General features: G+C 71.6%; 14 protein-coding genes and 3 pseudogenes. 9 read left to right on the top strand and 8 right to left on the bottom strand.

Features of this window, described 5'->3' with window-relative positions; genetic code table 11:
• Window positions 1-37 precede the first annotated feature (37 nt).
• From QUE51_RS00345 to QUE51_RS17620, 5 genes and pseudogenes are all read right to left on the bottom strand, one after another.
• Window positions 38-661, bottom strand: coding sequence for a hypothetical protein (locus QUE51_RS00345; protein WP_286277646.1), 624 nt, complete (start codon window positions 659-661; stop codon window positions 38-40).
• Complete coding sequence (locus tag QUE51_RS00340; RefSeq protein ID WP_286277645.1) at window positions 658-2073, bottom strand: serine/threonine-protein kinase; 1416 nt, start codon at window positions 2071-2073, stop codon at window positions 658-660. Before QUE51_RS00340 ends, QUE51_RS00345 begins: the two co-directional genes overlap by 4 nt.
• Before the next feature lie 74 nt (window positions 2074-2147).
• Entirely contained in the window at window positions 2148-2639 is a 492-nt protein-coding gene (locus tag QUE51_RS00335; protein ID WP_286277644.1) for a hypothetical protein, read from the bottom strand.
• On the bottom strand, window positions 2636-2797 hold the full coding sequence (locus QUE51_RS00330; RefSeq protein ID WP_286277643.1) for a hypothetical protein: 162 nt from the start codon (window positions 2795-2797) through the stop codon (window positions 2636-2638). Before QUE51_RS00330 ends, QUE51_RS00335 begins: the two co-directional genes overlap by 4 nt.
• Window positions 2798-3096: 299 nt before the next feature.
• Window positions 3097-3735: pseudogene (locus QUE51_RS17620) on the bottom strand (serine/threonine-protein kinase); the annotation flags it as partial.
• 250 nt (window positions 3736-3985) lie between these two features.
• Between QUE51_RS17620 and QUE51_RS00320 the strand changes: the two are divergent.
• The 9 genes and pseudogenes from QUE51_RS00320 (at window position 3986) to QUE51_RS00275 (ending at window position 12498) form a co-directional block, all read left to right on the top strand.
• Window positions 3986-5307: pseudogene (locus QUE51_RS00320) on the top strand (M50 family metallopeptidase).
• Between the two features lie 93 nt (window positions 5308-5400).
• Complete coding sequence (locus QUE51_RS00315) at window positions 5401-6228, top strand: ABC transporter permease (protein WP_286277641.1); 828 nt, start codon at window positions 5401-5403, stop codon at window positions 6226-6228.
• The gene (locus tag QUE51_RS00310) at window positions 6218-7540 is read left to right on the top strand and encodes an ABC transporter ATP-binding protein (RefSeq protein ID WP_286277640.1); all 1323 of its coding nucleotides are present in this window, start codon (window positions 6218-6220) and stop codon (window positions 7538-7540) included. The genes QUE51_RS00315 and QUE51_RS00310 overlap by 11 nt, the downstream gene beginning before the upstream one ends.
• A gap of 235 nt (window positions 7541-7775) precedes the next feature.
• The gene (locus QUE51_RS00305) at window positions 7776-8480 is read left to right on the top strand and encodes a GNAT family N-acetyltransferase (protein ID WP_286277639.1); all 705 of its coding nucleotides are present in this window, start codon (window positions 7776-7778) and stop codon (window positions 8478-8480) included.
• A pseudogene (locus QUE51_RS17615) lies at window positions 8477-9840 on the top strand (aminotransferase class I/II-fold pyridoxal phosphate-dependent enzyme). Before QUE51_RS00305 ends, QUE51_RS17615 begins: the two are co-directional and overlap by 4 nt.
• Window positions 9794-10594 (top strand): glycosyltransferase, encoded by an 801-nt coding sequence (locus QUE51_RS00290; RefSeq protein ID WP_434017276.1) that lies wholly within the window; start codon window positions 9794-9796, stop codon window positions 10592-10594. The pseudogene QUE51_RS17615 and the gene QUE51_RS00290 overlap by 47 nt, the downstream one beginning before the upstream one ends.
• A gap of 169 nt (window positions 10595-10763) precedes the next feature.
• A complete protein-coding gene (locus QUE51_RS00285; RefSeq protein WP_286277635.1) occupies window positions 10764-11477 on the top strand; it encodes a hypothetical protein in 714 nt (237 codons plus the stop codon).
• Window positions 11465-11782 (top strand): hypothetical protein, encoded by a 318-nt coding sequence (locus QUE51_RS00280; protein ID WP_286277634.1) that lies wholly within the window; start codon window positions 11465-11467, stop codon window positions 11780-11782. Before QUE51_RS00285 ends, QUE51_RS00280 begins: the two co-directional genes overlap by 13 nt.
• Window positions 11783-11793: 11 nt before the next feature.
• Window positions 11794-12498 carry a class I SAM-dependent methyltransferase gene (locus QUE51_RS00275; protein ID WP_286277633.1) on the top strand — a complete coding sequence of 235 codons (705 nt, stop codon included), beginning with the start codon at window positions 11794-11796 and terminating at the stop codon, window positions 12496-12498.
• A gap of 18 nt (window positions 12499-12516) precedes the next feature.
• Here QUE51_RS00275 and QUE51_RS00270 read toward each other — a convergent pair whose 3' ends face one another.
• The 3 genes from QUE51_RS00270 to QUE51_RS00260 all read right to left on the bottom strand — a co-directional run bounded on the left by QUE51_RS00270 (window position 12517) and on the right by QUE51_RS00260 (window position 14842).
• The gene (locus QUE51_RS00270; RefSeq protein ID WP_286277632.1) at window positions 12517-13482 is read right to left on the bottom strand and encodes a glycosyltransferase family 2 protein; all 966 of its coding nucleotides are present in this window, start codon (window positions 13480-13482) and stop codon (window positions 12517-12519) included.
• A gap of 71 nt (window positions 13483-13553) precedes the next feature.
• Window positions 13554-14450, bottom strand: coding sequence for an O-antigen ligase family protein (locus QUE51_RS00265; RefSeq protein ID WP_286277631.1), 897 nt, complete (start codon window positions 14448-14450; stop codon window positions 13554-13556).
• Window positions 14408-14842, bottom strand: a complete 435-nt coding sequence (locus QUE51_RS00260; RefSeq protein WP_286277630.1) for a hypothetical protein — start codon at window positions 14840-14842, stop codon at window positions 14408-14410. The genes QUE51_RS00265 and QUE51_RS00260 overlap by 43 nt, the downstream gene beginning before the upstream one ends.

Genomic DNA, 14842 nt, shown 5'->3' with positions numbered 1-14842 from the left:
CGGCTGGAGGAACGCCCGCGGCGCGCTCCTGGTCTCGCTACTGGGTCTCGCCGGCGGTCTGCTGCTGAGTGACGCCCTGCTCGTCCGCTGGCGGCTCGACGGGATCGGTGGTCGGCGTGGAGGTCTCGGTCGACGTCTCCGTCGGAGTGGGAGTCGCGGTGGCCGTCTCCTCGGAGTCATCCGACTCGGAATCGTCGTCAGCAGGCGTCGACGGCGCGGGCGCCTGGCTCGACGGGGGCGCCTGCGACGTGCCCTGCTGGGGAGCCGAGGGCTCCTTCGTCGTGTCGTCGGGCGCCTGGGTCCGCTTGGTGCCGGTCGAGCCGCCCGAGGTACTCTTCGTCGGCTGCGGCGTGGGCGTCTGGCCTGCCGCGCTCATCTTCGCGGTGATCTTGGCCGCCACGATCGTGAGGGCGGCCATGACCGTGTTGTACTTCGACTCCGAGATGTCGCCCCTGTCGCGCGCATCCTGCACCTCGTTCTGCAGGTCGTTGAGGTGGTTGAGCGCGCCTTGGAGGTCGTTCTGCGAGGCCGCGGTGGAGACGTCGAGCACCGTGGTCTGCAGCTGGCTGCGGAGAGCGGCCGGGTACGAGGAGTCGCCCGTCCCGCAGCCGGACAGGACGAGCGTCGCCGCGAGCGCGACGGCGAGAAGGGGCCGCCTCACTTCACGGCCTCCTGCAGGTCCTTCAAGGCGGTTCCGATCTCGCCGTCGACGGCGGGGTAGGTGGGCGAGCCCGCGGTCCCGGAGGACGACGCGGGCTCGGGGTTGAGCGCCGAGATCACCATGGGCGCCACGATCGCTGCCGCGACGAGCAGCACCGCGACGACCACCCACATCACGATTGCGACGGTGCGGGCCCGGCGCTTCTGCTGCTCGGACACGCGGACGGAGCCGGTGCTCTGGGGGCCGGTCCGCAGCGGGACCGTCCCGGTCCCGGCGGGCACGTTGGCCAGCCAGGTGCTGGGGTTGGTCGCGGGCGCCATCATGTGCTGCGTCGGACCGAACTGCGGGCCGGTCGTCGGGGCGCCGTACTGCCCCGTGAACGGGACGGTCGGGTCGAACTGCGGGCCCGTGCCCGGCGCGGCGCCGTAGGAGGGACCCGCGACGGGCGCGGTGGCCCCGAACTGCGGCCCCGTCTCGGGAGGGAGGTACGGGCTCGGCATCGCCTGCGTCTGGGGCCCGGTCTCGTCGCCGGGCTGCCCGGCCTGCGGCAGCGGGACGTTGCGGGTGACGACCCCGGTCAGCGCTTCCCAGCGGCTGAGGGCCTCCTCGGCCTGGGCGGCGCTGATGCGCGTCGAAGGGTCGAGGGTCGTCATCGCCCCGAGCAGTCCCCTGTGCATCTCGGGCAGGCCGACGGGCAGGTCCGGCTGGCGCACCGTGCGCATGGCGGCCGACTCGGACGGCGTGCCCGGGAACGGCTTGAGCCCGGTGAGGGCTTCGATGAGCACGAGGCCGAGCGCGTAGACGTCGCTGGCGGAGTCGATGTAGCCGCCGGCGACCTGCTCGGGGCTGAGGTAGGCGACCGTGCCGAGCATGGTCCCGGCCGTCGTGAGGTGCGTGGCGTCGGCGATGCGCGCGATGCCGAGGTCGGCCAGCTTCGCCCAGACCCGCCCGTCCTGGTCGCGCCGGACGAGGATGTTGGCGGGCTTCACGTCCCGGTGGACGATGCCCTTGCGGTGGATGTGCGCGAGGGCGCTTGCGATCTGTGCGCCGATCCGGACCGCGTCCCGGGCGCTCACCCGGCGCTCGGCGAGGAGGTGGCCGAGGTCCTCGCCGTCGACGAGCTCCATGACGAGGTACGCGGTCTCGAGGTCGTCGCTGAGCGACGCGTCGTGGAGCGTGACGAGGTTGGGGTGGTTGACGCTGCCGAGCATCTTGATCTCGGCCTGGATGCGCCGGTAGTCGGCGGCCTCGCTCACGTCGGTGCGGAACACCTTGACGGCCACATCCCGGTCGAGGACCAGGTCGTGGGCCCGGTGCACGGAGGCCATGCCTCCTGAGCCCACCAGCTCGGCCAGACGGTAGCGGCCGCCCAGGATTTCACCACTGCCCGTGTCGGGCCAGGTACTCGTCACTGGGGCTCGCTTTCTGGCGGTCGATCCATGCTATCGATCCCTGCACGACCCGCCAGGGGTTGCGAAGGACTGGGCTACCTGTCCTTCCCCTTGCCCTTGCCGCCGTCCTTCCCCTTGTCCTTGCCGTTTCCGGGGTCCGGGCCGCCCTGACCCGGGCCGGGATCCTCGGCTGCTGCCTCCTCGGCCGCCTGCTGGTCGGCGAGCTGCTGGGCGAGCTCCGCCTGACGCTGTGCCTCGGCCGCGGCAGCGGCGTCCGCCTGGGCCTGCGCGGCGGCCGCGACCGCGGCGTCGAGGTCGGCGCGAACCAGGCGGATCGCCTCGCGGACCTCGCGGTAGCGCTTGGGTGAGATCTCCTCTGCGGCGAGGGCCGCGTCCAGCTCCTTCTCGGTCTGATCGAGCCCGGCCAGGGCCTCGTCGAGCCTGCCGCCGGCCGACGCGGTGCTCACGGCGAGCACCTGCTGCTGAAGGCGTCCGGCCGCGTCGGCGGCGAGATCGGGTGCCGGCGCGCAGCCGGCGAGCGTGAGGACGGCGGCGAGCACCGCCGCGGAAAGCAGGCGGCGGCTCATCCCGGATCGACACTCCTCTGCAGCTCGCGCAGGTGCTCGCCCAGCTGGCCGTCGACCGCCGGGTAGGTCGGGCTCGGCGCCGGCTCGGGCTCCGAGCCGTGCGGCAGCAGCAGGAGGCCTCCCGCGAGCGCTGCGATGAGGACGACCGCGCCGCCCACCAGGGCGAGGGTGCGCGAACCGGGCGCTCGCGAGGGTGCGTCGCCCTCCGTGGCGGTCGTGTCGGCATCGTCCTCGGCGTGGTCGGGCAGGGGAGTGAGGCGGTGTCTCCCGTGACCTGCAGCCGAGCCGGCAGCACCTGGGTCGGGGTGGGAGCCGCGGAGGTCTCCTCGAGGGCCGGGTCGCCGAACGAGAACGGTCCGTGCGAGGTCCAGGAGGCCAGCCCGACCTCAGCCGCGGCGGCGGGGATGCGGCTCTCCGGATCGATCGCCGTCATCGAGGCCAGCAGCGCGGCGTCCGCGGGCGTGAGTCCCTCGGGCAGGCGCGGCGGGCGGACCGTGCGTGCGGCGAGCACCTCGCCCCGCGTGCCCGGGAACGGGTGACGGCCGGTGAGGCCCTCGATCAGCATCAGGCCGAGGGCGTAGACGTCGCTCGCGGGGGTGGGCGGCTCACCGAGCACCTGCTCCGGGCTCAGGTAGGCGACCGTGCCGAGGAGGGTGCCGACCGCGGTCATCCGTGTGCCGTCGACGAGGCGGGCGATCCCGAGATCCGCGAGCTTCGCGCGCACGGTGGAACCGGAGAAGGACACGAGCACATTGGCCGGCTTGACGTCGCGGTGGACGATCCCGCTCTCGTGGACGTGTGCGAGCCCCGCCGCGACCTGGGCGCCGACCGCGGCCAGCACGGCGGGCGGGAGCGGCAGCAGGTGGCCGAGGTCGTCGCCGTCGACCAGCTCCATCACGAGGTAGGCCGGATCCTCGCCGCCGCCCGGCGACGCGTCGTGCAGCGTGACGAGTGACGGATGGTTCACGCGCGCCAGCATCCGGATCTCCGCCTGGATGCGGCGGGGATCCGTCGCCACCGCGACGTCGGAGCGGAACAGCTTGACCGCGACCTCGCGATCGAGGACCAGATCGTGCGCTCGGTGGACCACGGACATGCCGCCGCGTCCGAGCTCTGCGCCGAGCCGGTAGCGACCGCCGAGGATCGCTCCCGAGACGGCGTTCGCCGGAGCTGCAGTCACGACACCTCCCGGAGTTCCGACCTCATTCATGGTAACCGCGGCCCTTCCCAGGGAGCCCGTGGCCCCATCGGGAGCCCCGGTGCTACGCCTGCGAGGCTCCTCTCGGCGGCAGGTTCATAGCCGCCCTTCGGCGGTTTCGAAGAGGCGGAGAACTAGGGTGGCCGCGATGGACGTCCTGCTCTACATCGTCGGCGTGCTCGTCATCGTGCTCGGCCTCGCCGTGTCGATCGCGCTGCACGAGGTCGGCCACCTCGTGCCGGCGAAGCTGTTCGGCGTCAAGGTGACCCAGTACATGATCGGCTTCGGCCGCACCCTGTTTTCGGTGCGGCGCGGCGAGACCGAGTACGGGGTGAAGGCGATCCCGCTCGGCGGCTACATCTCGATGATCGGGATGTTCCCGCCCGCCCGTCCCGGCGGCGCCATGCGGAACGCGAGCACCGGCTTCTTCAACACGATGGTGCAGGACGCACGCGACACCAGCTCGAAGTCGATCGGCGAGGACGAGCACCGCGCCTTCTATCGCCTGCCGGTCTGGAAGCGCATCGTCATCATGCTCGGCGGGCCGTTCATGAACCTCGTCCTGGCGATCGTCTTCTACGGCATCGTCCTCATGGTCTTCGGGGTGGCGCAGCTCACCACGACGATCGGCTCCGTGTCCCAGTGCGTGCTTCCGGCCGCCAGCACCGCGACCACCTGCTCCTCCTCCGATCCGGTCGCGCCCGGCCTCGAGGCCGGCATCCGGCCCGGCGACAAGCTCGTCACGATCGACGGCACCGCGGTCACGTCCTGGGATCAGGCGACCGCCCGCATCCGGGACTCCGCAGGAGAGCCGCTCGACATCGTGGTGGAGCGGGACGGCCAGGAGGTCGCCCTCACCGCGACCCCGCTCCTCACCGAGCGCTACGTCACCGACGCAGAGGGCAAGATCCTCGAGGACGCGAACGGCGACCCGCGCACGCAGAAGGTCGGCTTCCTCGGCATCGGCCCGACCAGCGCCCTCGTCCCGCAGCCCGCCACCGCGGTGCTGCCGATGGTGGGCGACAACATCACCGCGGTCGTCGGGATCATCGCGCACCTCCCGCAGCGTCTCGTCGACGTCGCGAACGCCGCTTTCGGGCCGGGGAGCGCGATCCCAACGGGCCGGTCAGCGTGGTGGGCGTCGGGCGCCTCGCCGGCGAGATCGCGAGCCTCGAGACCGTGCCGCTCTCCGCGCGGTTCGCGAGCCTGCTCGGCGTCCTCGCCTCGCTCAACGTCGCGCTGCTCGTGTTCAACCTGGTGCCGCTCATGCCGCTCGACGGCGGACATGTCGCCGGGGCTCTGTGGGAGGGCATCCGGAAGGGGTTCGCGCGCCTGTTCCGCCGGCGCGACCCGGGCCCCGTCGACACGGCGAAGCTGATGCCGCTGACCTTCGGGGTGGTCATCCTCCTCGGGGCGATGAGCGCACTCCTCATCTACGCCGACATCGTGAAGCCCATCTCGGTCCTGTAACCGCTCGCCGCCTGCCTCGACACCGCCTCCCGGCCTGCCGACGCAGACGGCCCCGATGGGGTTGAATGGCGGGATGCCAGACGCTGGACAGCTGTGACGGTGCGCCAGGTCACGCGCATCGCCGCCGCACGCGGGGGCCTGCGCGTCGACTGGGCGGAGCTCTGGGCCTACCGGGACCTCCTCTACTTCCTCACCTGGCGCGACGTGAAGGTGCGCTACAAGCAGACGGCCCTCGGCGTCGCCTGGGCGGTCCTCCAGCCCGTCGCAGCCATGCTCGTCTTCAGCGTGTTCTTCGGGCTGCTCGCGCGCCTGCCCTCCGACGGCGTGCCGTATCCCGTGTTCGCCTACGCCGCCCTCGTGCCCTGGACGTTCTTCGCCAACGCGGTGATCCAGGGCAGCAACAGCCTGGTCGACCAGGAGGCGCTGCTCACCAAGGTCTACTTCCCGCGCCTGCTGGCCCCCACGGCCGCCGTCCTGGCCGGCCTCATCGACGTCGCCATCGCCGCCGTGGTCCTCATCGCGATGCTGCTGATCTACGGGATCGTGCCGACGCTCGCGCTGCTCACCATCCCGCTCTTCCTCGTGCTGGCGTGTGTCACCGCGCTGGCGGTGGCCATCTGGCTGTCCGCGCTCAACGTCCGGTTCCGGGACGTCCGGTACACCCTCCCCTTCCTCGTCCAGATCTGGCTCTTCGCCTCCCCGGTCGTCTACCCGTCGTCGCTCGTGCCGGCGCCGTGGAACCTCCTCTACGCGCTCAATCCCATGGCGAGCGTCATCGACGGATTCCGCTGGGCCCTGCTCGGCACCGCCGAGTTCCCGGGGCTCCGGCTGCTGGTGTCGCTCGCGGTGGTCGCGCTGCTGCTCGTCGGCGGCCTCCGGTACTTCCGCAGCGTGGAACGGTCGTTCGCCGATGCCATCTAGCAGCTCGGACGTCGCCCTCGAGGTCCGCGGCCTCGGCAAGCGCTACGAGATCGGCGAGCAGGAGCGCTACCTCGCGCTGCGCGACGTCATCGCGCGCGCCGTCACCAAGCCGCTCGCGGGTCTCACCGGACGGGGCCGGTCGGACCGCTCCGCCGAGTCCGACCGGATCTTCTGGGCGCTTCGCGATGTCGACTTCACCCTGAACCACGGCGAGGCGCTGGGGATCATCGGGCGCAACGGCGCGGGCAAGAGCACGCTGCTGAAGATCCTCTCCCGCATCACCGAGCCCACAGAGGGCGAGGCGGTCGTCGCCGGCCGGGTCGGCGCGCTGCTCGAGGTGGGGACCGGATTCCACCCGGAGCTCACCGGGCGCGAGAACATCCTGCTGAACGGCTCGATCCTCGGCATGCGGCGCACGGAGATCCTGCGCAAGTTCGACGAGATCGTCGACTTCGCCGACGTCCACCGGTTCATCGACACCCCGGTGAAGCGCTTCTCCTCGGGCATGCGCGCCCGCCTCGCGTTCGCCGTCGCCGCGTTCCTCGAGACCGACATCCTCGTCGTCGACGAGGTGCTGGCCGTGGGCGACGCCGAGTTCCAGCGGAAGTGCATGGGCAAGATGGGCGACGCCACCCGCGAGGGGCGGACCGTGCTCTTCGTCACCCACAACATGACGGCGGTCGAGTCGCTCTGCGCCCGGTCGATCTGGCTGGAGGGCGGCCGCGTCCACGCCGACGGGCCCACCTCGGAGGTGGTCTCGAAGTACCTCTCCACCTCCTTCTCCCTGCAGAGCGAGCAGAGCTGGCCCGATGTGCAGGAGGCGCCCGGCAATCACACGGTCCGGCTGCACCGCGTCGCCGTGCACCCCGAGGGCGGCAGCTCGTCGGATGCCATCGACGTCCGCACCCCGATCAGCATCGACATCGACTACTGGAACCTCAAGGAGGGGGCCCGCCTCAACCTGAGCCTGCACGTCTACAACGAGCAGGGCGTCGAGGTGTTCAACGCGCTGCCCTACCTGGAGCGCGAATGGCAGGGGAAGCCGTTCCCCCGCGGGCTGTACCGGGACACCTGCCACATCCCCGCCAACCTCCTCAACGACGGGCTGCACCGGGTCGAGCTCCTCGTCGTGGAGAACTCGGCGTACGTGATCTTCCACATGGAGGACGCCCTCCTCTTCGATGTGCGCGACGACCCGATCGGCCGCGAGGGCTGGTACGGGAACTGGGAGGGGGCGGTCCGCCCGCAACTCGCCTGGGAGACGAGGCAGCTGGAGGCCGGCGCCGCGATCCCCGAGGCGATGCGCGATTGAGTGCGGCAGGTGCGGACGCCGGCGCCTACGCGAGCGCTCAGTACGCCGCCTCGCTGGCCGAGTTCGGCACCCCGGTCTCGCTCGACCGCAGCGGGGGTGGCTCCTCTCCCGGCCGATACCCGGCACGCCGCACCGCGACCTCAACGGTCCGTACCCGCTGTTCTCCTGCCGCGACTGGGCGTCGCTGCCCGAGGACCTCGAGGAGCTCGGCCGCAGCCATGTCAGCGCCGTGGTCGTGGCGGACCCGCTGGCCCGGCGCACGCCGGCCCAGCTGGCCGCCGTGTTCCCCGACCGGGTGGTGCCCTTCAAGCAGCACCTGCTCCGTGATCTCGACCGTCCCGCACCCTTGCCCTCCTCCCACCGGCGGCACGCTCGCCGGGCCGGCCGCGCGGTGGAGATCCGGGTCGGCGACGACCCCGCGGGGCAGCTGGACGAGTGGGTCGAGCTCTATTCGCGGACTCTGCGGGATCGGTCGGTCGCGGAATTCGCCCGATTCTCGCGCGACTCATTCGCCCAGCAGTTCGCGGTTCCGGGAATGCTCGCCATTCGCGCGGTGGAATCGGGAATCACGGTGAGCATGACGCTGTGGCTGATAGCGGAAGAGAATGCCTACTATCATCTGGGAGCCTCGTCCGACCGGGGATATGAATTGGGCGCCTCCTATGCGGTCTTCGAGGCGGCGTTCGAGGAGCTCGGGGAAAGAGGCGTCCGCTATGTCGAGCTCGGCGGTTCGGCGGGGGACCGGCCCGACCCGGATGACGGCCTCTTCCGGTTCAAGCAGGGGTGGTCCAACGACCGTGCGGACGCCTATCTCTGCGGGCGCGTCATGAACGATCCCCTCTACCGCGAGCTGAGCGCTGGCGCGGGCGCCGACTGGTTCCCGGCCTACCGGGGCGAGCGCGTCGAGTCCGGCGGCGCAGCAGCGGACGGAGCGTCGTGAGCGGCCTCGGCGACTTCGCGATCTTCGGCGGGACGCCCGCGTTCCCCGAGCCGCGCCACGTCGGGGCGCCCAACATCGGCGACCGGGCGACCCTCCTGCGCCGGTTCGAGGAGATCCTGGACCGGCGGATCCTCACCAACGACGGTCCGCTGGTGCGCGAGTTCGAGGAGGTCGTCCGCGGCATCAGCGGGGTGCGCAACGCGGTCGCCATGTCGAACGGGACCGCGGCGCTCGAGGTCGCGATCCAGGCCGCTGGCTTGACGGGCGAGGTGATCACCACGCCGTGGACGTTCATCGCGACCACGCACGCTCTGCTGCGGCAGGGGATCCGCCCGGTCTTCTGCGACGTGGACCCGCGCACCCACAACATCGATCCGCGGCGCATCGAGGACCTCATCACCGAGCGCACCACGGGCATCCTCGCCGTGCACCTCTGGGGCCGGGTCTGCGACGTGGACGCCCTCGAGAACATCGCCAGGCGACACGGCCTGAAGCTCCTCTTCGACTCGGCGCACGCCTTCGGCTGCTCCTCCCGGGGCAGGATGGTGGGGGCTTCGGCGACGCCGAGGTGTTCAGCTTCCACGGCACCAAGTTCGTCAACGCCTTCGAGGGCGGCGCGCTGGTGACCGATGACGACGACCTGGCGGAGCGCGCTCGCCTGATCAGGAACTTCGGATTCTCCGGCTACGACAAGGTGGTGAGCGTCGGCACCAACGCGAAGCTGCCTGAGGTCTCGGCCGCGATGGGGCTCACCTCGATCGAGTCGATGGACCAGTTCATCGAGGTGAACCGGCGGAACCACGAGGCCTATCGCGCCGGGCTCGATGGTGTGCCCGGCATCACGCTGCTCGGCGACCTTCCCGACAGCCGGTCCACGGGCCAGTACGTGGTCGCCGAGATCGCCGAGGACGCCCCCATCGCACGCGACGACCTGCAGCGCCTCCTCTGGGCTGAGAACGTGCGCGCGCGGAGGTACTTCTTCCCCGGATCCCACCGGTCCGAGCCGTACCGGACCGACGATCCGACCGCTCGCGAGTCCATGCCTCATACCGACGCCCTCGCCCGATCGGTCCTCACGCTGCCCACCGGCACGGCCATGTCGACCGACGACGTCGACACCGTCGCGGCTCTTCTCCGGCGAGCAATGGACGGGGGCGCCCCCTCGCGGGCCGCCTCGCCACGGTGGAATCGTCGGCCGTGGTCGGACTGCGCTGAGCGGCGTCGTGGACTCCTCCTCCGCGCCGGCCGTCCGCGTGACGACGATCGTCCAGTGCTTCAACCACGAGCGATGGGTCGCCCGCGCGCTCGACAGTGTGCTGGCCCAGCAGGGCGTCGGCTCCTACGAGGTGCTGGTCGGTGACGACGCCTCGACCGACGCCACCCGCGAGGTGATCGCGGACTACGCGCGCCGCTACCCGGACGTCATCCGGACGGTGCTTCCCGAGGCGAACATGGGCGGCGAGGGCAAGAACCTCTTCCTCGAACTGGTGCGGCAGAGTCGAGGCAGCTATCTCGCAGTCCTCGACGCCGACGACTACTGGATCTCCGACGAGAAGGTGCGCATCCAGGCCGATCACCTCGATGCGCACCCCGACTGCTCGATGGTCTTCCACAACGTGCTCCGCGAGCACGAGGGCGACGGCCGCCTCGACCGGGTGTTCGACCGGCGCGGCGAGCCGGCGCGCCTCGGACGAGCGGACCTCTACGCGTACAACCCGGTTCCGGCCTGCAGCCCCATGTTCCGCCGGGAGGTGCTGGAGGCGATCCCGTCCTGGTACCTGGACTCGCCGTGGGGGGACTGGCCGCTCTACTTCTTCGCGGCCGACGCCGGCGCCCTCGACTACCTCCCCGAGGTGCTCGGCGTCTACCGCATCCACGACAGGGGAGCCTTCTCCGGGCTCGCGCGCCTGCAGCAGGCGTCCGTGGACGTCGCCTTCTTCCGGGTGCTTCCGGTCCCGGAATCCGGCCCCGAGGCTGCCCTGCACGCGCGGCGGCTCGGGCAGGCGCTCGCGGCGCAGGCCTTCGAGCTCCTCCGCCTCGGCCGGGGGACGGAGGCGCGCGCCGCGCTCGAGGAGAGCCGGCGGGCGTTCCCCTTCGGCTCTCGGAGGCCCTGACGCCCAGCCGCCGGCGGCTCCTCCTCCCGGTGCTCCTGCTCGCGCCGGACTCGGCGCGCGCGCTGCTCCTCGTTCGGCGGTGGGTCAGGGGCTCGGCGTCCCGTCTCGCCGCGGGGGCCAGGGCGAGGGCCACCGCCCGACGCGTGCCCCGTGCGAAGGGCGGCGCCGAATGAGCGGGGCGGCGCGGCGGGTGATCCCGATCGAGGAGCGCGCCGAGTGGGAGTCTGCCCTGGAGGGAGTGCCGCACGCGTTCGCCCACACCTGGGCGAGCTGCGCCGCGATGGCGCTGACGACCGGATACCCCACGTTCCTCTACGCCTGGAGCGAGGGGAACGCGCGGACGGTCTGCGCGATCGCCGAGCGCGGCGACGAGGGCGAGATCGACATCCTCACCCCGTACGGCTTCGGCGGGTTCGCCGGGGACGCGGGGTTCGAGGACGACTGGTCCGCCTTCGTCCGCGAGCGCGGCTACGTCTGCGGCTATCTCGGCCTCAACCCGCTGTTCGCGCCCGACGGGCTCGCCGACCGATCCGACTTCGCCCAGCACAACGTCGTCCACCTCCTCGAGCTGAGCCGGGGGAGGACGCCCTCCGCGCCTCGCTCTCCGGCAACCGCCGCCGCGAGATCTCCCGTTTTGGGCAGGACGGCGCCCGCATCGTCGAGGACCGGCCCGAGGTCGCCGAGTTCTTCCTCGGCAGCATCGGCGAGGTCCAGCGGGCCCGCGGCGCGTCATCCGTCTACGCCTTCTCCACCGCCACCTGGCGGGCCCTGCTGGCCAGCGATGACGTGTTCCTCCTCGGCGTCGAAGGCCCCGATGGGGCACCCGCCGCAGCGTGCCTGTTCGGCTCCACCCCGTTCTGCGGCGAGGCCATGTTCAGCCTGAACGCCACGGGAGGAGCCGGATACGACACGGCCCTCCTGTGGGCAGGCGGGATGCGCCTCCTCGAACGGGGCGTGCCCTGGCTGAACCTCGGCGGCGGTGCGCGCTGGGGGGACGGGATCGACACCTACAAGCGCTACTTCGGCGGCACGTCGCTGCCTCTCGGTGCGCTGAAAGAGGTCTACCGCCCCGACGCCTTCGCGGCGCTCACCGAGCGGGCCGGCCTGACCGGTCCGGAGGAGAGCTCCTACTTCCCGCCCTACCGGAGACCCGGGATCCTGGGAAGCGCCCAGCCCCGGCCGACCTGAACCGAGGACCTGTGTTCACCTCCTCTCCCGAGTACTACGACCTCGCCTACGACTCCATCGACTACCCGGGGCAGGCGGCCGCGCTGCGCGGGCTCATCGCTCGCGAGGCGCCGGAGGCCCGGACGCTGCTCGACGTCGCCTGCGGCTCCGGCCGGCACCTGGAGCAGCTCCGCGACGTGTTCGAGGTGGAGGGGCTCGACGTCAACCCTGGGCTTCTGGCGCTCGCCGCCGCACGGTGTCCCGGCGTCCCCTTCCACGAGGCGAGGATGGAGGACTTCGATCTGCTGCGGCGCTTCGACGTCATCACCTGCCTCTTCTCCTCGATCGCCTACGTGGAGACCGAGGAGGGGCTGCGCTCGGCGGTGGCCGCGATGGCCCGACACCTCAATCCGGGCGGGCTGCTCGTGATCGAGCCGTGGTTCGAGCCGGAGGCGTATCGCGTGGACACGATCACGGCGAACCACTCCGGCAGCGGTGCCACGCGCGTCTGCTGGATGTACACCAGCAAGCGGGAAGGGGCCGTCTCGATCCTCGACGCGCACGGCATGGTCGGGACCCCCGAACGGATCCAGCACTTCTCGGAGGTCCACCGCCTGGGTCTGTTCACCCGGCAGCAGCACCAGGGGGCGTTCGAGGCCGCCGGGCTGACGGCCGACCTCGACCCGGTCGGTCCGTTCGGCCGCGGTCGGGGCCTCTACCTCGCCCGGGAGGCGTGACTCGTCTCCTGCGGCGGGTCAGCCGGCAGCGCCCGCCCCGGAGCGGTAGCGGTCGAGCCACGAGGATGACTCGACGAACCAGCGCGGCGGCCCGCCGAGGCCGTGGGGGAGGCGCCACTTCAGGGAGCGCGACCACGCGGGCGCGGACTTCCGCAGGATCCAGAGGACCAGTGCGAGCCGGGGGCGACGCCGGAAGGCGCGAAGGAACAGGCTGAGCGCGGGTCGCCACTGGTGCGACCGGACCGACAGCCCGCCCAGGTAGAGCGTCCAGAACTCCTCGTCGATCTCGAGCCGCCGGCCGGCCCGCGCCGCCTCGTACTTCTTCCTCAGCAGCTCGAACTCGCGCGCCGACCGGGGCAGGTTCAGCGACATCGACTCGGCGTGCACGAAGTAGGCGAGGAGCGGGGCGGGGACGACCGCGAGCGGTGAGCTGAGCGCCAGGCGGATGTAGAAGTCCCAATCCGCGAGGTGCGGGAGGGCCTCGTCGAACCCGCCGACGGAGACGACGAGCTCCCGCGCGGCGAGCACCCCGGACCCTCCGCCGGGCACGACCTGCCTCCGGAGGAGTGCGTCGGCCACGACGGCCGGTCGCGGCGCCCGCTCCCAGCCCACCACCGTGTAGGTCGGGTCCACGTGGACGCACGCGGTGGCGCACCACCCGGCCCCCGGTGTCCGGTTCAGTGCGGCGAGCTGCTCGCGGAGCTTGTGCGGCGCCCACACGTCGTCGTCGTCGACGAAGGCGACCCAGTCGGTCGCCGCGTGCCGGAGCCCGATGTTCCGGGCGGCGGCGACGCCGAGCGAATGCTCGTTCCTCTGGACACGGACTCGCGTGTCGTCCAGGGCGGCGACGCCGGCGAGAGCACCCGGAGCGCCGCCGTCATCGACGACCACGACCGCCACCGCCACCCCGTCCTGGGTGAGCACGGACTCGAGGGTGCGGGCCAGAAGCTGCGGGCGATCCTTGGTGGGGATGATGACCGTCACCTGGGGTGGCGCCGAATGCGCCTCCACCGGCGCGTGCGGAAGAGACTGTGGCGCCCCGTGGCGCGCGACGCTCACGAGAGGACCCCGCGATGGCCGACGTGCGGCTGCATTCCGGAAGGAAGGGGAGCCGGATCGCTCCCTCGTCCGCTCCGCGAGCGGGCCAGCAGGCACAGAGCGATGGCGAGCCACAGGACGGGGGAGAGGAGCAGGTTGGAGAAGAGGCTGTTGATGAGGGCGAATATCACCATGCGCCCGCCGATGTCTCGAATCGCCAGAAGGGCGAGGACGATCAGGACGGCGATGAGCGGCAGGGCCAGCAGCTTCGCATCAACGAGGAGGCCCAGGATCCAGCTGCTGGAGACGCTGGACGCGGCGCCGGCGGAGCTGTCGAAGTGCCCGATCGGGGAGACCCTCCCGCTCGCCCCCAGACCGTAGCCGTACCAGGGCGCGCTTGCCGCGAGCTCATTCAGCTTGGCGAGCTGCTGACCGCGGTAGACGGCGTTGAGGTCGCGGTGCTCCTCCGAGAAGATGCTCGCGAGGCGGGTGCCCGCCACGGTCCCGATGCCGGGGATGGCGGTGATCAAGGCGAGCCAGGCGATGGCGACGATCGGCAGTGCGACCAGGGCGGCGCGCACCATCCGAGTGCGGCCCCGGAGCAGCGCCTCGACGGCGATGATTGCGACGACCACCCCGAGCCCCAGCCACGCTGCGCGGGCGAAGGAGAAGAACAGTGCCCCGCCGTTGATCAGCAGGACGGCCGTCAGCGCGCCGCGCGGAAGCCGGAGCTGAGCCGACGCGAGTATCGCGAGTCCGGCGAAGGCGCCCACCCAGTCCGGCTCGTCCACGAGTCCGACGGGCCGAAGCAGGCCGCTCGAGTCCGAGAAGAGCTGGCCGGTCAGAACGCCCGCCTGCTGCAGCAGCGCGATCACGCTAGAGAGGGATACGCCGAGGACGAAGCCGAAGAGCACGCGCGTGCTTTCTCCTCCTCGAGCGAGAGGTACAGTGCGACCGCGGACAGCGCAAGGGCGGCGAACTGCAGCCAGATCGCGGCGTTGGTCGCGTACTGGCCTGCGACAGCCGCCCCGCCGAGCATCGCCACCGCCCAGAGCAGCGAGAGAGCTGTGCCGAGTGGCTTCCCGAGCCGTCGGTGGCTGCGGATGAGCAGGAGCCCGGCGCACAGGACGGTGAAGACGTGGATGCTGCCGAACTGCAGGTCCCGGTAGGCGGCGGCGGCGCCGGCGGCCATGAGGACGACATCGCGGGGCGCGCGCACGATCCACGGCGCGGCGTCGCCGACCCAGCGCGCTGACGCGCTGGGAAGTGTTCCCTGGGGCTCCCAGGTCTGGTGTCGAGGGTGCAT

It is taken from the genome of Naasia aerilata (genome assembly GCF_030296595.1).
Classification (GTDB): Bacteria; Actinomycetota; Actinomycetes; order Actinomycetales; family Microbacteriaceae; genus Naasia; species Naasia aerilata.
This window is presented reverse-complemented; position numbering and strand designations above follow the sequence as displayed.